Raw genomic sequence first — 20,410 nt, 5'->3', positions numbered from 1 at the left:
GGGTCAGACGGCGGCCTTCTTGAGGCGGCGGCGCTCCCGCTCGGAGAGTCCGCCCCAGATACCGAACCGCTCGTCGTTGGCGAGGGCGTACTCGAGGCACTCGGAGCGCACCTCGCAGGCGAGGCAGACCTTCTTGGCCTCTCTGGTGGAGCCGCCCTTCTCGGGGAAGAAGGACTCGGGGTCGGTCTGGGCGCACAGCGCGCGCTCCTGCCAGCCGAGTTCCTCGTCCGCGTCGTCGACCAGCAGTTGCTGCACCAGCTCGGTCATGTGCGCCCCTCGTCTGTCTTCCACGTCCCCGTGCCTGGCCGTTACCGATTTCGGCTGAACGACACGAGTGAAATTACAAGTGTGCTGCTCCGGGCGAGTCAAGCCGAGATCTGCTATTGGGCCCGTTATTCACTCTGCGGAACCAAGGCCGTGCGGAAAGTGTTCAAATCGGCATAAACCTTGACATGCAGACGAGGCCCCGCTCAGGGCCTCCGACCCCATACAGAGCTTGTACGGAGAAGGACGCCCAGATGTTCGATCGCGTTCCGAAGTGGCTCGCGCGCCCGGTTGTGCGCCATGTGTCCCCGGTGCCCACTGAACAAACCTTTCGGCATCGAGGTGAACCGGATGAGGTGAACCGTGTCCCACATACCGGGCGTCGAGTTGACACGGGAGGTGTGAACCGATGTCCTTGTGGGCATGCTCGCGAACTTGGCACTCACCTCGACCCGCACCGCCGGGTCCCACGGTGCTGCCCGCGCTCGCTGTAGCTGTTGCTGTTCCAGCTGTTGAGCCGTAGCCGTCCCCGACCGCTCCCGCTCCGGCTGCAGACCGAGTCCCCCCGGACTCGGTCTTCGCTTTTCGTTCCCCGCTGACCTTCTTCACTGAGGAACCACCGCACCCCCATGAACAGCGACAACGACCTCCAGATCGCCGGCGACATCCTCGAAGTCACGCACCTGCTGCAGCCTCCGCGCGAGCACCCGGTCACCGTGGCCGAGTTCGTCGGCCTGGCCCGCGCGATCGCCGCCGACCGCTCCCAGTGGGAGCACCTCGTCCAGTACGACGCGACGAGCCGCTGGTACCACCGGCTGCGCACCGGCCCGGGCTACGAGGTGTGGCTGCTGTCCTGGGTGCCCGGCCAGGGCAGTGGACTGCACGACCACGGCCGCTCCTCCGGCGTGCTGACCGTCCTGGAGGGCGCGCTCACCGAACGCACCGGGCGCGGCACGCGCGCGCTGGGCGCCGGGGCACAACGGGTGTTCGCGCCGGGGTACGCGCACGAGGTGGTGAACGACTCGCTGGAGCCCGCGGTGAGCCTGCACGTCTACTACCCGGGGCTGACCGAGATGCCGATGCACACGGCGGCGGCCGCCGCCTGCGAGGCCCGTCCCGTGACTGCGTGACGCGTTGTCGGACCCGCCTGCAAGACTTGGCGCATGCGCATTGTGGTTCTGGCAGGCGGCATCGGCGGTGCCCGGTTCCTGCGCGGTCTGAAGCAGGCCGTGCCGGACGCCGACGTGACCGTCATCGGCAACACCGGGGACGACATCCACCTCTTCGGGCTGAAGGTCTGCCCGGACCTCGACACGGTGATGTACACACTCGGCGGCGGTATCAACGAGGAGCAGGGCTGGGGGCGCGCCGAGGAGACCTTCCACCTCAAGGAGGAACTCGCCGCCTACGGGGTGGGGCCGGACTGGTTCGGGCTCGGCGACCGGGACTTCGCGACGCACATCGTGCGCACCCAGATGCTGGGCGCCGGATATCCGCTGAGCGCGGTCACCGAGGCGCTGTGCGACCGGTGGAAGCCGGGCGTGAAGCTCATCCCGATGACCGACGACCGGGTCGAGACCCATGTGGCCGTCGAGGTCGACGGCGAGCGCAAGGCCGTGCACTTCCAGGAGTACTGGGTACGGCTGCGGGCGGGCGTCCCCGCCGAGGCGGTCGTCCCGGTCGGCGCCGAGCAGTCCAAGCCGGCGCCCGGTGTCCTGGAGGCGATCGCCGGGGCGGACGTGATCCTCTTCCCGCCGTCCAACCCGGTGGTCTCCGTCGGCACGATCCTCGCGGTGCCCGGCATCCGGGAGGCGATCGCGGACGCCGGGGTGCCGGTGGTGGGCCTCTCCCCCATCGTCGGGGACGCGCCGGTGCGCGGGATGGCCGACAAGGTGCTCGCGGCGGTGGGCGTGGAGTCGACGGCGGCGGCGGTCGCCGAGCACTACGGCTCCGGGCTGCTGGACGGCTGGCTCGTCGACTCAGTGGACGCGAGCAGCGTCGCGCGCGTGGAGGCGGCCGGCATCCGCTGCCGGGCCGTACCGCTGATGATGACCGACCTGGACGCGGCCGCGCAGATGGCCCGGGAGGCGCTGGCGCTGGCCGAGGAGGTGCGCGGGGCATGACCGACGCGACCGACGGCACGATCGACGTCGACACGGCCGACGCGGTGCCCGCGTACCGGGTGTGGGCGCTGCCCGGGATCCCCGAGGTCCAGCAGGGCGACGACCTGGCGAAGCTGATCGCCGCGGCCGGGCCGGGGCTGGCCGACGGGGACGTGGTGATCGTCACCTCCAAGATCGTCTCCAAGGCCGAGGGACGGATCGTCGAGGCCGCCGACCGGGAGGCGGCGATCGACGCCGAGACGGTGCGGGTGGTGGCCCGGCGCGGGACCCTGCGGATCGTGGAGAACCGGCAGGGCCTGGTCATGGCGGCGGCCGGGGTCGACGCGTCCAACACCCCCGCCGGGACCGTGCTGTTGCTGCCCGAGGATCCCGACGCCTCGGCCCGTGCCGTGCGCGCGGGCCTGCGCGACGCGCTGGGCGTCAACGTCGGCGTCGTCGTCACGGACACCTTCGGGCGACCGTGGCGCGCGGGGCTCACGGACGTCACCATCGGCGCCGCCGGCGTGGAGGTGCTGGACGATCTGCGCGGGGGCGTGGACGCGTACGGCAATCCGCTGGTCGCGACGGTCGTCGCCACCGCCGACGAACTGGCCGCCGCCGGCGACCTGGTGAAGGGCAAGGCGACGGGGATGCCGGTCGCCGTGGTGCGGGGCCTCGCCCATGTCGTGGCCGACGCCGACGACGACGGGGACGGCGCGCGGGCACTGGTCCGGGACGCGGGCAGCGACATGTTCCGGCTCGGGACGTCCGAGGCGGTCCGGGAGGCGGTGACGCTGCGGCGGACGGTGCGGGCGTTCACCGACGAGCCCGTCGACCCCGGGGCGGTACGGCGGGCGGTCGCCGCGGCCGTGACCGCGCCGGCGCCGCACCACACGACGCCGTGGCGGTTCGTGCTGCTGGAGTCGGCCGACGCGCGCGTCCGGCTGCTGGACGCGATGCGCGACGCGTGGATCGCCGACCTGCGCAAGGACGGCAAGTCGGAGGAGTCCATCGCGAAGCGGGTACGGCGGGGAGACGTGCTGCGGAACGCGCCGTACCTGGTCGTGCCCTGTCTGGTGATGGACGGGTCGCACACGTACGGGGATGCGCGGCGGGACGCGGCCGAGCGGGAGATGTTCGTGGTCGCGGCGGGGGCCGCGGTGCAGAACCTGCTGGTCGCGCTGGCCGGGGAGCAGCTGGGGTCGGCGTGGGTGTCGTCGACGATGTTCTGCCGGGACGTGGTGCGGGATGCGCTCTCGCTGCCGGCGGGGTGGGATCCGATGGGGGCGGTTGCGGTGGGGAAGGCCGCGGAGGCTCCGCGGGAGAGGGCGCCGAGGGAGGCCGGCGACTTTATCGAGGTGCGGTGAGCTGCTTTGCGCCTGCGGTCCGGGGTGCACCGGCGCATCGGCGAGTGCGGGTCGTGGGGGTTGATCGCGCAGTTCCTCCCCCAGCCTTCGGCCGGGGTATCCCCAGCGCCCCTTTCAGGGGCGCTTGAGGCCTAGGATTCTTTGGATGGCTGGTCGGTTTGCTCCCAAGCCCACGCGTACGACTGTGCGGGGTGGGCAGGTCGTCGTGCCTGCCCGCGGTTTCCCGAAGCAGGCTGTCGCAGCGGGGCTGGTGCGGGTCTGGAAGCCCGACGGAGTCCTTGATCTGGGGCTCGTGCTGGGGCCGCTGCGGCGGGGGCCCGGGGATCCGACCTTCAGGGCCACCCGTGACGGGTCCGTGTGGCGGGCCAGCCTCACCCCTGCCGGCCCCGGGACGCTGCGGGTCGCCGTGTACGGCGGTGAGGTGCGCGGGGAGGCCTGGGGGCCGGGGGCCGAGTGGCTGCTGGCGCAGTTGCCGGAGATGCTCGGTTCCGCCGATGACCCGTCCCTGTTCGTGCCCCGGCACCGGGTCGTGGCGGCGGCCCGGCATCGGCGTCCGGGGCTGCGGCTGACGCGGACCGGGCTGGTGCTGGAGTCGTTGATTCCGTCGGTCCTGGAGCAGAAGGTCACCACCGACGAGGCGTACCGGGCCTGGCGGTTGCTGGTGCGCAGGTTCGGGGAGCGTGCGCCGGGTCCGGCGGGGGTGGGCGAACGGCCGATGTGGGTGATGCCGGCGCCGCGTACGTGGGCGCTGATTCCTTCCTGGGAGTGGCACAAGGCCGGGGTCGACGACAAGCGGGCCTCGACGATCCTGCGGGCGGTGCGGGTCGCCGCGCGGCTGGAGCAGGCGGTGGGGATGGCGGCGGAGGCGGCGCAGGCGCGGCTGGAGGTGGTGCCGGGGGTGGGGCCGTGGACGTCGGCGGAGACCGTGCAGCGCAGTCATGGGGCGGCGGATGCGGTGACGGTCGGGGACCTGCACCTGCCGGGGATCGTCGGGTTTGCGCTGGCCGGGGACCGGCATGCCGACGACGAGGTGATGCTGCGGCTGTTGGAGCCCTATGCGGGGCAGCGGCATCGGGCGGCCCGGTTGATTCTGCTGAGTGGGCATACGCCGGCGAGGAGAGCGCCGCGGATGACGCGGGGCGACATCGGCCGGTTGTGAGGTGCGGGTCTGTGGGGGCGGGGTGGGGCGCTTACCGGCGCTTGCAGGGTGCCTCCCCCAGCCTTCGGCCGGGGGACCCCCAGCGGCACGACTGCCCGCGGCTTGAGAAGCGGGGGAGGAGCGCCCCTTCAGGGGCGCTGGGGGCACCCCCGGCCGAAGGGCTGGGGGAGGAACTGCGCGATCAGCCCCCACGCACCCGCGGTCAAAAAGTCGCCCGCACCACCCCTACTGGTCGGAAGAGAACCGCACCGCGCCCGCCGGGATCGTCGCGTCGCACCACACCCTCGCGCCGTCCCGCAGTTCGTTGTCGGCACCGATGACCGCGCCGTCGCCGATCACCGTGCCGGTGAGGATCGAGCGTTCGCCGACGCGGGCGCGGTTGCCGATGAGGGAGTCGGTGATGACGGCGCCGGGTTCGATCACGGCGCCCGGGAGGATCGTCGAGCCGAAGACCCTCACGCCCTCCGCCACGGACGCGCCCTCGCCCACCACCGTGCCGCCCGTCAGCTTCGCGTCCGCCGCGACCCGGGCCGTGGGGAGGATCAGGCGGTCGCCGCAGCGGCCGGGGACCGCCGGGGACGGAGCCCGGCCGAGGACGAGGTCCGCCGAGCCGCGGACGAAGGCCGCGGGCGTGCCGAGGTCGAGCCAGTACGTGGAGTCGACCATGCCCTGGAGGTGGGCACCGGCCGCCAGGAGCTCCGGGAAGGTCTCCCGCTCCACCGACACCGGGCGGCCCGCCGGGATCGTGTCGATGACCGAGCGGCGGAAGACGTACGCCCCCGCGTTGATCTGGTCGGTGACGATCTCCTCCGGCGTCTGCGGCTTCTCCAGGAAGGCGAGGACCCTGCCCGTCCCGTCGGTGGGGACGAGGCCGTACGCGCGCGGGTCCGTCACCTTCGTGAGGTGGAGGGAGACGTCCGCGGACGTCGACTCGTGCATGGCCACCAGGGCGCGGATGTCCAGGCCGGTCAGGATGTCGCCGTTGAAGATCAGGACCGGGTCGTCGGGGCCGGAGTGGAGGCGGGCGGCCACGTTGCGGATCGCGCCGCCGGTGCCGAGGGGCTCCTCCTCGGTGACGTACTCGATGTGCAGGCCGAGTGCCGCGCCGTCGCCGAAGTACGGTTCGAAGACCTCCGCCAGGTAGCTCGTCGCGAGGACGATGTGCTCCACACCCGCCGCTCTGGCTCTGGCCAGCTGGTGCGTCAGGAACGGCACGCCGGCCGCCGGGACCATCGGCTTGGGCGTGTGGACCGTGAGCGGGCGCAGCCGGGTGCCTTTGCCGCCGACCAGGAGGATCGCTTCTGTCACCTGTCGTCTCTGCTTCCTGCCGGGACCGGCCGAACTCTCTGTCGGCCGGCCAGTGTATGCAGACCGTGCGACGGCGCCCTCGACGGCCGCGCGGTGCCACGCGGCATGGGTGTGCGGTTTCCCCCGACTGCCCCCGACGGCGTTGAACGCCGGCCCCGTACTCAGCGCCCCTGTAGGTGCGCGGAGCTGGTCCGGGCCGAGCCGAGCTTGGCGTAGAGCTTGGCGCCTGGGCATTCGGTGGCGTACCCGTCCCTGTGGCCGGAGATCACGTTCAGTCGTACGTTCTTCCCCTTTGGGTAGAGATTGCCACCCCCGGACTTCAGATATGTCTTTCCCTTCGGATTGGCCCCGGAGAGCCCGAGTTTCCACGCGGTGAGCTTGGCGAGGGCGGTCACGGCGGCCGCGGGCGGCTTGTGCGAGCCGTATCTGCCGATCACCGCGATGCCCATGCTGTTGTTGTTGAACCCGAGGGTGTGGGCGCCCCTGACGGCCTTCGCCGCTCCCCCGGCGCGGCCCTCGTAGATGGTTCCGCACTTGTCGACGAGGAAGTTGTAACCGATGTCCCGCCAGCCCATGCTCACGACGTGGTAGCGGTAGATACTGCGGATGACGGACGGGGCCTCGGAGCAGCGGTAGCCGTTGCCGGAGTCGGTGTGATGGACGAAGGCCGCCTTGATTTTCCCCGTGTAGACGAATCCCTTCTCGCGCAGCGACTCGTCGGCGCCCCAGCCGCGGCGGGTGACGATCCTCGGGCGCGGCCCGATGTACGGCTTCGCGAGCGAAGCGCCGGCGCCGCCCAGCTCCCGGAGTTCGCGTTCGGTGTCCTCCCGGCTCAGCGCGGGGATCTCGGTGGCGGCGAAGGACACCAGGTCGGCGTTGACCGAGGCCGCCGCGTCGGCCTCGGTGTCGGTGCGCGGGCTGTCACCGGGCGGCCCCTCGGACGGGGCCTCGTCGCCGGGGTCGACGAGTTCGAGGCGCAGGCCGGCCGGGAGCAGGTCGCGTCCGACGCCGGGGCCGGGGCCGGCTTTGGTGCGCACGCGTACGTCGACTCCGTCCGAATCGCCCACCCACAGGGGCGCGGTGGCGCCGCGCACCCGGCCGGAGGCGGCCTCCGCCGTGCCCGGGTCGGCGCCGTGGTCGGCGTTGTGCGTGTCGATGTCCTGCCAGCCCGTCCAGCGGCCGGTGGCGGCGGACCGGGTGCGCACCCGGACCTGGCCGAGCAGTTCGGTTCCGGGCTTGTCCCAGATGACACCGACGAGTGAGAAGTGCCGTACGTCGGTGCTGAACGCGCCCTGTTCGGCGGCCTGGCCGAGGACGCGCTCGCGGGTGCGGGGGGTGAGGGGCAGCGACTGGGTGCTGCCGGAAAGGGCCGTCGTGGCCCGGTCCGCGGGTGCGGCGGCCGCGGACGGCATGTTCAGCACGGCCGGCAGGAGGGTGAGGGCCGCCGCGCAGGTGACGCCGGTCGAGCAAGTCGGGAATCCACGCATGCCCCCGATCTTGAACATAGTCAGACAAACTTGCCCATTGGGGAATTGACGGTCCGTCGGGGCCCGCTACGCCGAACCGGTGGCCCCGCCGACCGGTGCGGGCGCCGGGCGCGGCGTACTCTTGCGCGGGTGAACGCCACCGATCGCACCCCTGCCGACCTGCTGCGTTCCGCGCTCGCCGCGGATCCCGGACGCCCCCTGGTGACCTTCTACGACGACGCGACGGGCGAGCGCGTCGAATTGTCCGTGGCCACCTTCGCCAATTGGGTGGCGAAGACGGCGAATCTGTTGCAGACCGATCTCGCGGCGGGGCCCGGCGACCGGGTCGCTCTGCTGCTGCCGGCGCACTGGCAGACGGCGGTGTGGTTGCTGGCCTGTTCGTCGGTGGGCGCGGTCGCCGACGTGGCCGGGGAGCCGGCGGCGGCCGACGTGGTCGTCAGCGGGCCGGACGCGCTGGAGGCGGCGCGGGCGTGCCGGGGGGAGCGGGTCGCTCTCGCGCTGCGGCCGCTGGGTGGGCGGTTCCCACAGGCGCCGGAGGGGTTCGTCGACTATGCCGTGGAGGTGCCGAGTCAGGGGGACCGGTTCGTGCCGTTCTCGCCCGTGGATCCGGAGGAGCCCGCGCTGATCGTCGCGGGGGCGGAGATGAGTGGCGCCGAGGTCGTGGAGCGGGCGCTCGGGGATGCGGCGGGGCTGGACCTGACCGGGCCGGGGTCGCGGTTGCTGTCGGGACTGGGGTACGACACGTGGGAGGGGCTGAGCGCGGGGTTGTACGCGCCGCTCGCGGTCGGGGGGTCGGTGGTGTTGTGCCGGCACCTGGATGAGCTGGGTGAGGAAGGGATCGCGAAGCGGATCGAGAGTGAGCGGGTTACGGCCTCCGCTCGCTGAGGTCGTTTTCCGGGTGCGGCTGGGTGGGGGCTGGTCGCGCAGTTCCCCGCGCCCCCAAGAAGGTGGGACGCGGCACCCGCGTCACCAGCCGACCGCCCCCCCGACAAGACCAGGCGCCCGCGTCAGCAGACGGCGCCCCCAGGCGGGACCGCTCACCCGCGTGGACCAGTTACCCCGCCCTCGCGTCTCGTGCCAAGGCACTGTTGAGGAGTGACCGACGTCGTAGGGGCATCCGCCACCGGGTACGGGCTTGCCCGGCGGCGGCGTCGGCGTTGGGTACGGGGGGCGGCGCTCGGGGTCGGGGTGGTGCTCGTCGGGGCCGTCGGCGGCGGCTGGGCCCTGTACGCGAAGCTCAGTCACAACATCACCGCCGACGAGGCGGCCGAGGCCGAGCTCGCCCGGTACGAGCGGGAGCGGCCCACCGCGCTGGTGCGGGGCGCGCAGAACATCCTCCTCATCGGGTCGGACACCCGCGCCGGGGACGGCAACCGCCGCTACGGCAAGGACTCGGGCACCGAACGCTCCGACACCACCATCCTGCTCCATCTCGCCCGCGACCGACGCAGCGCCACCGCCGTCTCGCTGCCCCGGGACCTGATGGTGCACGTGCCCGAGTGCCTGCGCGACGACGGGCGGCGCAGCGACCCCTCGTTCACGCTGTTCAACTCGGCCTTCGAGGTGGGGGGTTCGGCCTGCACCATCCGTACCGTCGAGAAGCTCACGGACATCCGGATCGACCATCACGTCGTCGTCGACTTCAGCGGGTTCAAGGACATGGTCGACGCGATCGACGGGGTGCAGGTGTGCCTGAAGAAGCCGATCGACGACAAGGCGGCGAAGCTGCGGCTGCCCGCCGGGCGGGTCACCCTCGACGGGGAGCAGGCGCTGGGGTACGTACGGGTGCGCAAGTCGCTCGGGGACGGCAGTGACACCGGCCGGATGGACCGCCAGCAGCAGTTTCTGGGGGCGCTCGTCAACAAGGTGCAGAGCAGTGACGTACTGCTGAACCCGGCGAAGCTCTACCCGCTGCTGGACGCGGCGACCTCCGCGCTCACCACCGATCCGGAGCTCGCCAGTCTGCGGGGTCTGTACCAGCTGGTCCGCGGGCTGCGGGACATCCCCACCGACCAGGTGCAGTTCCTCACCGTGCCGCGGGAGCCGTATGTGTACGACTCCAACCGGGACCAGCTGGTGGCGGGCAGGGCGGACGCGCTGTTCGCGCTGTTGCGGGCCGACCGGCCGGTGAAGGTCGCCAAGAAGAGCGCTTCCTCCGCCGGGGACTCCTCGGCGTCCGCGTTTCGCGGTAACACCGCCGCCGAGGACAGTTGCGAGTAAAGCACGCGCCAAGGCGGCGAACTTCCACGCCGTTCGTTGTCAGTTAAATGAGAGGATTGCCCGGTTGTAGGGAGGACGAATTTGTCACTGGCGTCACTCGACGCTGAACTGGGCGGATAGTGTGAGCGCTCCGGTGCACCCGGCCGCGAGGTCCGTCCTGGGGTCGCGCACCGCGAAACGTGACCGAGCGCCTTGGTGGGGGGGAAGGCGCCGCGTGGCCCCGACGGAGGATTCGGACAACCGTGGACGCGCAAGGCCGTGGGCGGGCGGACAACATCGATCCCGCAGACCAGTGGGTGCTCAATCCGAACACCGGTGAATACGAACTGCGACTGACGCCTTCCGCACCGCAGTCGCCGGTACCCGGACCGCGCAGACCGGCCTCGCCGGGCACCGGCGCGGGCGCTACCCGGGAGACCGCGACCCCGGAGATTCCGGGGCAGCGCAGACGGCGCGCCGAGCCCGAGCCGCCGACCGGGCGCCGTTCGCGGCGGCAGCCGGTGAAGAAGAAGTCGAAGGCCAAGAAGGTCCTGTTGTGGACCGGCGGCACGATGGCCTTCGTGCTGGTCGCCGCCTCGGCCGCCGGCTACCTCTACATCAAGCACCTCAACGACAACATCACGTCCGTCTCCGACGACGGCGCGAGCACCGGTGGCTTCAGCAAGGACAAGGCCATCAACCTGCTGATCATCGGCACCGACAAGCGGACGGGCTCGGGCAACGAGGGCTACGGCGACGCCGGCAGCGTCGGGCACGCCGACACCACGATCCTGCTGCACATCTCCAAGGACCGCTCGAACGCCACCGCGCTGAGCATCCCGCGTGACCTCATCGTCGACGTGCCCGACTGCCAGACGGAGCAGTCGGACGGGAGCGAGAAGGTCATCGCGGGCACCGAGAGCGTCCGGTTCAACACCAGCCTCGGCCAGGACGGCCGTACCGCCAGCTGCACCGTGCGCACGGTGACCGAACTGACCGGGATCCAGGCCGACAACTTCATGGTGGCCGACTTCAACGCGGTCAAGACGCTGACCGACGCGGTCGGCGGCGTCGAGGTCTGCCTGGGCAAGGACATCGACGACAAGCAGTCGCACCTGAAGCTGTCCAAGGGCACCCACAAGATCTCCGGCGAGACCGCGCTGGCGTTCGTGCGCACCCGGCACTCGGTCGGCTTCGGCGGCGACCTGAGCCGGATCCAGCTCCAGCAGCAGTTCCTGAGCGCCCTGATGCGCAAGCTCAGCTCCAACTCGACGCTCACCAGCCCGACCAAGCTGCTGAAGCTGGCCGAGGTCGGCACCAAGGCGCTCACCGTCGACTCCCAGCTGGACAGCATCGGCAAGCTGAAGGACCTCGGTCTGGAGCTCGGCAAGCTCAACCCGAAGAACCTGACCTTCACCACCATCCCGGTGCTGGACAACCCGGCGGAGAAGGTGAAGGCGACCGTCGTGCTCAACGAGACGAAGGCCCCCGCCGTCTTCCAGGCGATCAAGGACGACGTCTCCTTCACGGCCGTCAAGAAGAAGCAGGCGCAGGCCAGCAAGGACGCGGCCGCCGCCCGGCTGGAGGGCAGCAAGTCCGCGGCCGCCGAGGTGCGGGTGCGGATCCTCAACGGCGGGGCCCCGGCCGGCAGCGCCCAGGAGACCCTCAGCTGGCTGCAGAACCAGGAGGGCGTCCTCAAGTCCGAGAACGCCGGCAACGCGGACGCCGAACTCAGCAAGACCACCCTGGAGTATGCGCCCGACCAGGCCGCTCAGGCACGTGAACTGGCCAGTCTCATGGGGCTGTCCGGCTCCGCGATGAAGCCCGGCAAGAGCGTGATCAACTCCCAGGGCCTGCCCGCGATCACCCTGACGCTGGGCAAGGACTTCCAGGGGGCGGGAGTCTCCCTCACCACTCCGACAAAGGCGCCGGACGTGGACAGCAAGACGACGGCGGACAAGGTGACCTGCGCCAAGTAGGGCTTCGCGACGAAGAGTTACGTCACACCACCGCCAAGTAACAGCGAATAAGCAGGTAACCCTATGGGTCCGTCGCGCGTCTAACCGGGCGCGGGGCGGACCCGTGTGGTCCGTGTGGCGTCCGACGGGGGGCGTGACGGCGGGCCTGTGCGCGCAGGGCGCAGGGTGGGGAGGGCAGGGAGTTGACGCAGAGCGATGTGCGGGGGGAGGTGCCTGCGGTCGAGGACACGATGTCCCTCGCACCGAAGGCACGCAAGGCACCGACGGCGCCCGGCGCGCCCGGCGGCACCGGCGGCGGGCGTCGCACGGGCAGCTCGAACGGCGGCCGGGGGAAGCGCGGCCGGCGGGTGCTGCGCTGGTCGGCGACCGTGCTGTCGGTGGTGATCCTCGGTACGGCCGGAGCCGGTTACCTCTACTACCAGCACCTGAACGGCAACATCCAGAAGGGCCGGCGCGACATCGGCGACGCCAAGGCGCGCAAGACCGCGGCCAACGCGGCCGGCCAGACGCCGCTGAACATCCTGCTGATCGGCTCCGACAGCCGTAACTCCGACGAGAACGTGAAGCTCGGCGGCGCCAAGTACGACCGGGGCAGCCCGCCGCTCGGCGACGTGCAGATGCTGATCCACCTGTCGGCGGACCGGAAGAGCGCGGCGATGGTGAGCATCCCCCGGGACACCCGCGTCGACATACCCAAGTGCACGGACCCGAAGACCGGCAAGGTGTACCCGGCGACCAACACCATCATCAACGAGTCGCTGGCCCGCGGCGGCGCCGGCTGCACGCTGGCCACCTGGGAGAACCTCACCGGGGTCTACATCGACCACTGGATCACCATCGACTTCTCGGGCGTGGTGAACATGGCGGACGCCATCGGCGGGGTCGACGTCTGCGTGAAGCAGAACGTGTGGGACCGGCCGACGGCCGCGGTGCCCGGCGGCTCCGGGCTGAAGATGACGGCCGGCACGCACAAGGTGAAGGGTGAGAAGGCCCTGCAGTGGCTGCGCACCCGGCACGCCTGGGGCAGTGACCCGCTGCGGGCCAAGGCCCAGCACATGTACCTCAACTCGATGATCCGCACGTTGAAGGGGCAGAACGTCTTCACCGACACCGGCAGGCTGATGGACCTCGCCGAGGCGGCGACCAAGTCGCTGACGGTCTCCGAGGAGATCGGCACCCCGAAGAAGCTCTACGACCTGGGCATGCAGCTCAAGTCGGTGCCGACGGACCGCATCACCTCGCTCACGATGCCGAACGTCCAGGACCCGCAGAACAAGGACCACCTCGTGCCGGACGGCACCAACGCCGCCAAGATGTGGCAGATGCTCCGCGACGACGTGGCGTTCGACAAGAACGGCAGCGCCAAGGAGAGCAAGAAGAAGACCACGGCGAGTGCCGAGCCGGCCAAGGAGCCGTCCGTCTCCGCTGGCAGCCTCGGCGTGCTGGTACGCAACGCCACCGGTACCGCCACCGAGGCCGCAGTCCCCGGCCGGGCTCGGACGCTCGCCCAGGAGCTGGCCGCCAAGGGCTACACCAGAGCGGCGGCGGACACCTCGGGGGCCGCGGCGTCGGTGGAGAAGACGGTCGTGCAGTACCCGAGCGCGGACCTGGAGGGCGACGCCCAGGCGGTCGCCAAGGCCATGGGCATCCCGACGAGCCAGGTCCAGCAGACCACCGATGTGTCAGGGGTCACGCTCGTCGTCGGCTCCGACTGGCGGGACGGGACGGCATACCCGAAGCAGTCCGCGCCGAAGGCCGGTGACCTGCCGGAGAACGCCGACGCGATCAACGGTTCGGACACCAAGCAGTGCATGGACGTGTACGCGCCCTATCGCTGGTAGCGGGAGCACACAGGTCCGCACAGGTAGCCACAGCTGACTCCTAAACCGCTGCATGACACTGCCGCCGTGCCCAGGTGCCCGGGAGTTCCGGGCGCGGTGGCAGGTGCGAGCGGGAGGGCGGGCAACGTGGTGCGCAGCAGTGTGCGGGGGGAGGTGTCCGACGTGGTGTCGGTCGAGGACACCATGTCTCTCACGCCCCAGGACGGTGGCGGCCGGCAGAACAGACGCGGCGCGGACGGTGACCGCAGACGCCGCAGACGCCGGATCGTACGCTGGTCCGCCTCGGTCCTGGCGCTGGCCATGGCCGGCACCGCCACCGCCGGGTACCTGTACTACGAGCACCTCAACGGCAACATCAAGAAGGAGTCCCTGAACATCGGGGACTCCAAGGACCGCGCCACGAAGACCAAGGCGAACGCGGCCGGCCAGACCCCGCTGAACATCCTGCTGATCGGCTCCGACGCCCGGGACACCGCCGAGAACGTGAAGCTGGGCGGCGCCAGGGACATCGGCACCGCCGCCCGCGCCGACGTCCAGATGCTGCTGCACGTGTCGGCCGACCGCACCAACATGTCGGTGGTGTCCATGCCCCGCGACACACTGGTGTCCATCCCCAAGTGCACCGACGCCAAGACCGGCAAGGTGTACGCGGCCACCGCCGACACGATGACCAACGCCTCGCTGGAACGCGGCGGCCCCGGCTGCACGGTGGCCACCTGGGAGAAGCTCACCGACATCCACATCGACCACTTCATGATGGTCGACTTCTCGGGCGTGGTGTCCATGGCGGACGCGATCGGCGGGGTGCCGGTGTGCGTGGACGCCAACATCTACTCGCACACCTCCACCGGCCACGGCTCCGGCCTGAAGCTGAAGAAGGGCACCACCTCCGTCAAGGGCAAGCAGGCCCTGCAGTGGCTGCGCACCCGCTACGGCTTCGAGGACGGCAGCGACATAGCCCGGACCAAGGCCCAGCACATGTACATGAACTCGATGGTCCGCCAGCTGCGCTCCAACGCCACCCTCAGCAACCCCGACAAGCTGCTGGGGCTCGCCGAGACGGCCACCAAGGCGCTCACGGTCGACACCGGCCTCGGCTCTGTCACCAAGCTCTACGACCTGAGCAAGGAGCTGAAGAAGGTCCCCACGAACCGCATCACCATGACGACGATGCCGTTCGTGTACTCCTCCGACGGCAACCGCGTCCTGCCCAAGCCCACCGACGCGGCCAAGCTGTGGCGGCTGGTCCGCGAGGACGTCGCGCTGGACGGCAAGGACAAGAAGAAGACGACGGCCACGACGAAGGCCACCGACAAGGCCGCGGCCGACGACAGGATCGCCGTACAGGTGCAGAACGGCACGAAGAGCAGCACCGGGTCCGCCGTCACCGGCCGGGCCGCCGCCGTCACCGAACTGCTCGTCGGCAAGGGCTTCGCCAAGGCGGCCGCCGACACCTCGGCGCTGCTGAGCGAGGACGAGACGCTGGTGCGCTATCCGAGCGCGGACCTGGCGGGCGACGCCCAGCGGGTCGCGAAGGTCCTGGGCATCCCCACCGACCAGGTGAAGAAGTCCACCGACGTCGACGGCGTCACCCTGGTCGTCGGTGCCGACTGGCGCTCGGGCACCGAGTACACCGCCGACGACGACACCACCCCGGCGTCGGCGAACGCCCTCAACGCCTCGGACACCAAGGCGTGCATGCACGTCGACCCGGACTACACCTGGTGACGCCCGAGGGGCCGGTGCTCAGTTCGAGGACCGGCTGAGCACCGCGGGGCGGCGAGACGCGATGACCCGCTTCGCCAGCGACCTGGGGCTGGTCAGGAAGCCGTACCCCCACGACATGTGCATGGTGGCGAGGGCGACGGGGATCTGCAGCCGCGCCTTCAGCGGCAGCCCCTTGCCGGCCGGGAGCGACCCGGCGACGATCGCCGCGAGGTAGCCGCCCGGGACCACGAAGGCGAACGGGGTGACCAGCGCCCCGACGACGGCCCCCGCGGCTATCGCGCACAGCGCCGTCGGCGGGGCGAGGTAGCGCAGGTTGATGGAGCCCTCGTGGTAGCGGGCGACGACGTGCCGCCAACGGCCGTAGTCCTTGTACTGCTTGGCGAGCGCCTTCACGCTCGGCCGCGGCCGGTACGACACCTTCAGCTCCGGCGAGAACCAGATCAGGCCGCCGGCCTCGCGGATCCGGAAGTTCAGCTCCCAGTCCTGGGCGCGGATGAACTCCTCGTTGTAGCCGCCCTGTTGCTCCAGCGCCTCGCGCCGGAAGACACCGAGGTAGACCGTCTCGGCGGGCCCGGCCTCACCGCCGGTGTGGAAGGCGGCGTTCCCGACGCCGATCTTCGAGGTCATGGCCGCCGCGACCGCCTGCTCCCAGGCGTTCTCGCCCTCGGCGTGCATGATGCCGCCGACGTTCTGCGCGCCGGTCTCCTCCAGGAGGCGGACGGCGGTCGCGATGTAGTTCGGGGAGAGCATGCCGTGGCCGTCGACGCGGACCACGATCGGGTGCCGGGAGGCCTTGATCGCGGCGTTCAGCGCGGCCGGGGTGCGCCCGGTCGGGTTCGGGACGGTGTGCACGCGGGGGTCTTCGGCCACGAGTTCGGCGGCGATCTCGTCCGTGCGGTCCTTGGACGGACCGAGGGCGATGACGACCTCCAGCTCGCCGGCGTACTCCTGCGCGAGGATCGCTTGGACGGCCCCGCGCAGATGCCGCTCCTCGTCGAGGACGGGCATGATCACAGAAACTGCGGGGTGCCGCACGTCGGGCTTGGCGTTCATAGGGGGCTCACGTTACCGCGAACGGGGGACACCGGTGCGCGCCGCATCGACGGTGCCGCGGGCTGAAGGTCGTATCGGCCTACCGTGCTCACGGATCCCACGTACGGCCTCGTCCGGAGGTGTCCTTTGTCCGCCAGCCCGCCCCGGTCCCCCGCCCGGCCCGTCCGGCCGCAGCGCCGACCGCAGCACACCCGTCAGGCCCCGCGGCCGCCGGTACGACCCAGCAGGCCCCGGCGGCCGCGCTGGGCCATGCGGGCGGTGACCACACTCTCGGTGGTGGTGCTGGCGTCGGCCGGGATCGGGCACTCGGTGATGGCCGGCCTGGACGCGGACATCGCCCGGGTCGACCCCTTCAAGGACATGAAGAACCGTCCCGCCGCCGGCCACGGCATGAACGTGCTGCTGGTCGGCACCGACGGCCGCGACAAGATCACCGAGCGGGAGCGGCGCAAGTACCGGCTGGGCGGGGCGCCCTGCCACTGCACCGACACGATCATGATCGTGCACATCTCGGCGGACCGGGAGCGGGCGACGGTGGTCAGCCTGCCGCGCGACTCGTACGCCGAGGTCCCGGCGCACGTGGACGAGACGACGCACCGCCCGTACCCGGCCCACCCCATCAAGCTGAACGCGGCCTACGCGGAGGGCGGCCCGCAGCTGACCGTCCGCACGGTCGAGGACATGACCCATCTGAAGATCGACCACTACCTGGAGGTCGACTTCATCACGTTCATGCGGACCGTCGACGTGCTCGGCGGGGTCCAGGTCTGCACCGCCCTGCCGATGAAGGACTCCTACACCGGCCTGAACCTCTCCCCCGGCACCCATACCCTGGGCGGCGGACAGGCCCTGCAGTACGTCCGCGCCCGGCACGTCGACGCGGCGAGCGACCTGGGCCGGATGAAGCGCCAGCAGCGGTTCCTGGCCTCGCTGATCGAGCGGGCCACGTCGAGCGGGGTCCTGCTCAACCCGATCCGGTTCCGGGACGTGACGCGGGCGGTGCTGGGGTCGGTACGGGCCGACACGGGCTTCGGCACGGACGAACTGCTGGACCTCGGCCGGGCGATGCGCAACTTCTCCCCGTCCTCGTCCGAGTTCACGACCGTCCCCATCGGGCAGCTGGCGTACCCCGTGAAGGGCATCGGCTCGACGCTGAAGTGGGACCGGGCCGGGTCGGACCGGCTGTTCCGGTCCCTGCGCGACGACAAGCCGCTCGCACCGCCCGCGCCCGCGCATCCGCCCGCGGCCGCGCCGAAGCCGCAGGGGCCGCCGCCGGCGACGGTGGAGGTGGCGCCGGCGACGATCCGGGTCCAGGTGGAGAACGGCACGGCCACGGCGGGGGTGGCGCGGCGGATGGACGCGGCGCTGGCGGCGACGGGCTTCGCGACGAACCACCGGCCGGTGACCGCCGCGCACCGCGACGTGAGGCGGACGGTGGTCTCCTTCGACCCGCGGTGGGACCGCTCGGCCCGGTCCCTGGCGGCGGCACTGCCGGGCAGCGAGCTGAGGGCCGTGCCGGGGCTGGGGCCGGTGCTGCGGGTGACGGTGGGGGCGGACTTCAAGGGGGCGGTGCGGAAGGTGCGGGTGGATACGCCGGCGCCGCAGGGGCAGGCTTCTGTCATCCGGGGGGACGAGAAGGTGTGCTGAGGGCCGTCGGTCGGGTGCGGGTGCGTGGAGGTTGCTCGCGCAGTTCCCCGCGCCCCTGAAAGCAGGGCGCCGTGCAACCCCGTGCTTTTGGGGGCGCGGGGAACTGCGCGACCAGCCACGACGGAGCCGCGGCCGACGACGCACCGCCCTAGTCCACGTACCCTTCCGCCACCCTGCGCTCGCGCAGTTCCCTGATCTCCCGGCGGCGGGCCAGGCGATGGGTCCGCCTGATCTGTGCCTCCTGATAACGCCGGCGGTCCCGGTCGGTCTCCGGCAGGACCGGCGGTACCCGGCGCGGCTTGCCGTCCGCGTCGACCGCCGCGAAGACGAGGTAGGCCGAACCGACCTGGGTGGCGGGAGTCGACTCGTTCCAGCGCTCGGCGAGGACCCGCACCCCCACCTCCATCGACGTCCGGCCGGTCCAGTTGACCTGGGCCTTGACGTGGACGAGGTCGCCGACGCGGACCGGCTCCAGGAACACCATCTCGTCCATGGACGCGGTGACGGCAGGACCGCCCGAGTGGCGCCCGGCGACCGCGCCCGCCGCGTCGTCCACGAGCTTCATGATCACACCGCCGTGCACCGTCCCGAGGAGGTTGGTGTCGCCGTGGGTCATGATGTGGCTCAGCGTGGTCCGGGACGCGGACGTCGGCTTGCCGGGTATATCGGATTCCGCCTCGGGGGCCTGGTCTGTCATGGCGCCTACCTTATGCGGAAGCGACAATCGCGGAATTTGTGTCGGCTTCGCAACAGCGGTGCCCTGATTTTCCTACGACCCTTGTAAGAGGCACAGTCGCTGCCTGCACACTGGGGCCCATGAACGAATGGCCCGAGGGATGGTCGGACGGCAACCGCGGCAACCGATACGGACGCGGTAGTGCAGGCGCGCAGCCTGAGGGCGCCCGCGTGATGCGCCAGGTACGGCGCGGAGAGCCGTCGGCTCCGCCGTACGGCGCCCCGCAGCAGGGCGGCGGCGGTTACGCCGGGGTCCCGCAGCAGCCGTCGTACAACAGCGGGTACGACGACGGTGGCGGGTACGACGGCTACGACAGCGGGTACAACACGGGCCAGGTCTACGGCGGCGGTCCCGGGGGTGGCGAGGGCGGCGGTGTGTACGAGCCCGTCCCGCGTCGCGCACCGAACTGGCGCAAGCGGATCAAGTGGACGGCGATCGTCGTCCTCAGTGTGCTGATCGTCACGTCCGTCGCGACCTACTTCTGGGCCGATTCCAAGCTGCACCGGGACGTCGACCTCTCGAAGGTCATCGACCGCCCCGCGGCGGGCAAGGGCACCAACTACCTGATCGTCGGCTCCGACAGCCGCCAGGGTCTGTCCGACGCGCAGAAGAAGGAACTGCACACGGGTTCGGCCGAGGGCAAGCGCACGGACTCGATGATGATCCTGCACGTCGGCGACAACGGCGACACACTGATCTCGCTGCCCCGTGACTCGGACGTGGAGATCCCGTCGTACCAGGGGTCGACGTCCGGCAAGGTCTACAAGGGCACCGGCCGCCACACGAAGCTGAACGCGGCCTACGCCGAGGACGGCCCGACGCTGCTGGTCCGCACGGTCGAGTACAACACGGGCCTGCACATCGACCACTACGTGGAGATCGGGTTCGCCGGCTTCGCGAACATCGTGGACGCGGTCGGCGGTGTCACGATCGACATCGACAAGGGCTTCAAGGACAAGTACTCGGGCGCGGACTTCAAGGCCGGCAAGCAGACCCTGAACGGCGAGGAGGCCCTGGCCTTCGTCCGTACCCGGCACGCCTTCGCCACGTCCGACCTCCAGCGCACCAAGAACCAGCAGAAGTTCCTGGCCGCCCTGGCCCACCAGGTGGCCACCCCGGGGACGATCCTCAACCCCTTCAAGCTCTACCCCACCCTCGGCGCGGGCCTCGACTCCCTCACCGTCGACAAGGACATGAGCCTGTGGGACCTCGGCTCGATGTTCTTCGCGATGAAGGACGTCAACGGCGGCGATGGCATCTCGATGAACATGCCGATCTCCGGCTCCACGGGCGGCAACCTCGTCTGGGACAAGGCCAAGGTCAAGACCCTGGTGGACGAACTGAAGAACGACGAGAAGGTCACCGTCAGCGGCAACTAGGCCGTACGCCGCAGCGGCGGCGGCCGGCCACGGTCCCGGGCGAGGGGGCCCCCGGGGGGGCCCCCCCCCCCGGGGGGGGGGGGGGCCCGAGCTCTGGGCAGGGGCGCCCCAGGCGTGCCACCGATCGCCGGCCGCCGCCCCCGCACGGGCGGGCCCGTCCG

At 71.1% G+C, this 20,410-nt stretch carries 16 protein-coding genes; 11 read left to right on the top strand and 5 right to left on the bottom strand.

What is annotated here, in order from left to right:
* Nucleotides 1-3: 3 nt before the first annotated feature.
* Complete coding sequence (locus ACZ4UV_RS36570; RefSeq protein WP_003975777.1) at nucleotides 4-267, bottom strand: WhiB family transcriptional regulator; 264 nt, start codon at nucleotides 265-267, stop codon at nucleotides 4-6.
* Between the two features lie 626 nt (nucleotides 268-893).
* On the opposite strand from ACZ4UV_RS36570, the gene ACZ4UV_RS36565 reads away from it, so the two are divergent.
* The 4 genes from ACZ4UV_RS36565 to ACZ4UV_RS36550 all read left to right on the top strand — a co-directional run bounded on the left by ACZ4UV_RS36565 (nucleotide 894) and on the right by ACZ4UV_RS36550 (nucleotide 4,892).
* A complete protein-coding gene (locus tag ACZ4UV_RS36565) occupies nucleotides 894-1,394 on the top strand; it encodes a cysteine dioxygenase (protein ID WP_351497641.1) in 501 nt (166 codons plus the stop codon).
* Between the two features lie 33 nt (nucleotides 1,395-1,427).
* A complete protein-coding gene (gene cofD / locus ACZ4UV_RS36560; RefSeq protein ID WP_451021754.1) occupies nucleotides 1,428-2,387 on the top strand; it encodes a 2-phospho-L-lactate transferase in 960 nt (319 codons plus the stop codon).
* Nucleotides 2,384-3,733: a coenzyme F420-0:L-glutamate ligase gene (locus ACZ4UV_RS36555; RefSeq protein WP_467843822.1), complete on the top strand. Its 1,350-nt coding sequence runs from the start codon at nucleotides 2,384-2,386 to the stop codon at nucleotides 3,731-3,733. The genes cofD and ACZ4UV_RS36555 overlap by 4 nt, the downstream gene beginning before the upstream one ends.
* 145 nt (nucleotides 3,734-3,878) lie before the next feature.
* Entirely contained in the window at nucleotides 3,879-4,892 is a 1,014-nt protein-coding gene (locus ACZ4UV_RS36550) for a DNA-3-methyladenine glycosylase family protein (protein WP_451022704.1), read from the top strand.
* Nucleotides 4,893-5,117: 225 nt separating this feature from the next.
* On the opposite strand, the gene manB is transcribed toward ACZ4UV_RS36550, so the two are convergent.
* Both manB and ACZ4UV_RS36540 read right to left on the bottom strand, forming a co-directional pair.
* Nucleotides 5,118-6,200 (bottom strand): mannose-1-phosphate guanylyltransferase, encoded by a 1,083-nt coding sequence (gene manB / locus ACZ4UV_RS36545; protein ID WP_451020718.1) that lies wholly within the window; start codon nucleotides 6,198-6,200, stop codon nucleotides 5,118-5,120.
* Nucleotides 6,201-6,361: 161 nt separating this feature from the next.
* Nucleotides 6,362-7,705 carry a peptidoglycan recognition protein family protein gene (locus tag ACZ4UV_RS36540; protein ID WP_467843817.1) on the bottom strand — a complete coding sequence of 448 codons (1,344 nt, stop codon included), beginning with the start codon at nucleotides 7,703-7,705 and terminating at the stop codon, nucleotides 6,362-6,364.
* A gap of 111 nt (nucleotides 7,706-7,816) precedes the next feature.
* Between ACZ4UV_RS36540 and ACZ4UV_RS36535 the strand changes: the two genes are divergently transcribed.
* The 5 genes from ACZ4UV_RS36535 (at nucleotide 7,817) to ACZ4UV_RS36515 (ending at nucleotide 15,434) form a co-directional block, all read left to right on the top strand.
* On the top strand, nucleotides 7,817-8,572 hold the full coding sequence (locus ACZ4UV_RS36535; RefSeq protein WP_451020716.1) for a TIGR03089 family protein: 756 nt from the start codon (nucleotides 7,817-7,819) through the stop codon (nucleotides 8,570-8,572).
* Between the two features lie 210 nt (nucleotides 8,573-8,782).
* Nucleotides 8,783-9,907, top strand: coding sequence for an LCP family protein (locus ACZ4UV_RS36530; RefSeq protein ID WP_451020715.1), 1,125 nt, complete (start codon nucleotides 8,783-8,785; stop codon nucleotides 9,905-9,907).
* A gap of 242 nt (nucleotides 9,908-10,149) precedes the next feature.
* Nucleotides 10,150-11,865: an LCP family protein gene (locus ACZ4UV_RS36525; RefSeq protein WP_390047089.1), complete on the top strand. Its 1,716-nt coding sequence runs from the start codon at nucleotides 10,150-10,152 to the stop codon at nucleotides 11,863-11,865.
* Nucleotides 11,866-12,095: 230 nt separating this feature from the next.
* A complete protein-coding gene (locus tag ACZ4UV_RS36520) occupies nucleotides 12,096-13,706 on the top strand; it encodes an LCP family protein (RefSeq protein WP_451020720.1) in 1,611 nt (536 codons plus the stop codon).
* Nucleotides 13,707-13,889: 183 nt separating this feature from the next.
* Nucleotides 13,890-15,434, top strand: coding sequence for an LCP family protein (locus ACZ4UV_RS36515; RefSeq protein WP_451020719.1), 1,545 nt, complete (start codon nucleotides 13,890-13,892; stop codon nucleotides 15,432-15,434).
* A gap of 18 nt (nucleotides 15,435-15,452) precedes the next feature.
* On the opposite strand, the gene ACZ4UV_RS36510 is transcribed toward ACZ4UV_RS36515, so the two are convergent.
* Nucleotides 15,453-16,487: a glycosyltransferase family 2 protein gene (locus ACZ4UV_RS36510; RefSeq protein ID WP_467843812.1), complete on the bottom strand. Its 1,035-nt coding sequence runs from the start codon at nucleotides 16,485-16,487 to the stop codon at nucleotides 15,453-15,455.
* Nucleotides 16,488-16,613: 126 nt separating this feature from the next.
* On the opposite strand from ACZ4UV_RS36510, the gene ACZ4UV_RS36505 reads away from it, so the two are divergent.
* Complete coding sequence (locus tag ACZ4UV_RS36505; protein WP_467843809.1) at nucleotides 16,614-18,134, top strand: LCP family protein; 1,521 nt, start codon at nucleotides 16,614-16,616, stop codon at nucleotides 18,132-18,134.
* A gap of 148 nt (nucleotides 18,135-18,282) precedes the next feature.
* On the opposite strand, the gene ACZ4UV_RS36500 is transcribed toward ACZ4UV_RS36505, so the two are convergent.
* The gene (locus ACZ4UV_RS36500) at nucleotides 18,283-18,831 is read right to left on the bottom strand and encodes an acyl-CoA thioesterase (protein WP_390047081.1); all 549 of its coding nucleotides are present in this window, start codon (nucleotides 18,829-18,831) and stop codon (nucleotides 18,283-18,285) included.
* A 119-nt stretch (nucleotides 18,832-18,950) separates the two neighbouring features.
* Between ACZ4UV_RS36500 and ACZ4UV_RS36495 the strand changes: the two genes are divergently transcribed.
* Nucleotides 18,951-20,249 carry an LCP family protein gene (locus ACZ4UV_RS36495; RefSeq protein ID WP_451020712.1) on the top strand — a complete coding sequence of 433 codons (1,299 nt, stop codon included), beginning with the start codon at nucleotides 18,951-18,953 and terminating at the stop codon, nucleotides 20,247-20,249.
* Nucleotides 20,250-20,410 lie beyond the last annotated feature (161 nt).

The organism is Streptomyces sp. NPDC028289, assembly GCF_055565975.1.
This window is presented reverse-complemented; position numbering and strand designations above follow the sequence as displayed.

What these genes read in the sequence shown, in the direction of transcription:
- ACZ4UV_RS36570 (WP_003975777.1), bottom strand. Translation starts at nt 267, where the DNA reads ATGACCGAGCTGGTGCAGCAACTGCTGGTCGACGACGCGGACGAGGAA.
- ACZ4UV_RS36565 (WP_351497641.1), top strand. Translation starts at nt 894, where the DNA reads ATGAACAGCGACAACGACCTCCAGATCGCCGGCGACATCCTCGAAGTC.
- cofD (WP_451021754.1), top strand. Translation starts at nt 1,428, where the DNA reads ATGCGCATTGTGGTTCTGGCAGGCGGCATCGGCGGTGCCCGGTTCCTG.
- ACZ4UV_RS36555 (WP_467843822.1), top strand. Translation starts at nt 2,384, where the DNA reads ATGACCGACGCGACCGACGGCACGATCGACGTCGACACGGCCGACGCG.
- ACZ4UV_RS36550 (WP_451022704.1), top strand. Translation starts at nt 3,879, where the DNA reads ATGGCTGGTCGGTTTGCTCCCAAGCCCACGCGTACGACTGTGCGGGGT.
- ACZ4UV_RS36540 (WP_467843817.1), bottom strand. Translation starts at nt 7,705, where the DNA reads ATGTTCAAGATCGGGGGCATGCGTGGATTCCCGACTTGCTCGACCGGC.
- ACZ4UV_RS36520 (WP_451020720.1), top strand. Translation starts at nt 12,096, where the DNA reads ATGTCCCTCGCACCGAAGGCACGCAAGGCACCGACGGCGCCCGGCGCG.
- ACZ4UV_RS36515 (WP_451020719.1), top strand. Translation starts at nt 13,890, where the DNA reads ATGTCTCTCACGCCCCAGGACGGTGGCGGCCGGCAGAACAGACGCGGC.
- ACZ4UV_RS36510 (WP_467843812.1), bottom strand. Translation starts at nt 16,487, where the DNA reads ATGAACGCCAAGCCCGACGTGCGGCACCCCGCAGTTTCTGTGATCATG.
- ACZ4UV_RS36500 (WP_390047081.1), bottom strand. Translation starts at nt 18,831, where the DNA reads ATGACAGACCAGGCCCCCGAGGCGGAATCCGATATACCCGGCAAGCCG.
- ACZ4UV_RS36495 (WP_451020712.1), top strand. Translation starts at nt 18,951, where the DNA reads ATGAACGAATGGCCCGAGGGATGGTCGGACGGCAACCGCGGCAACCGA.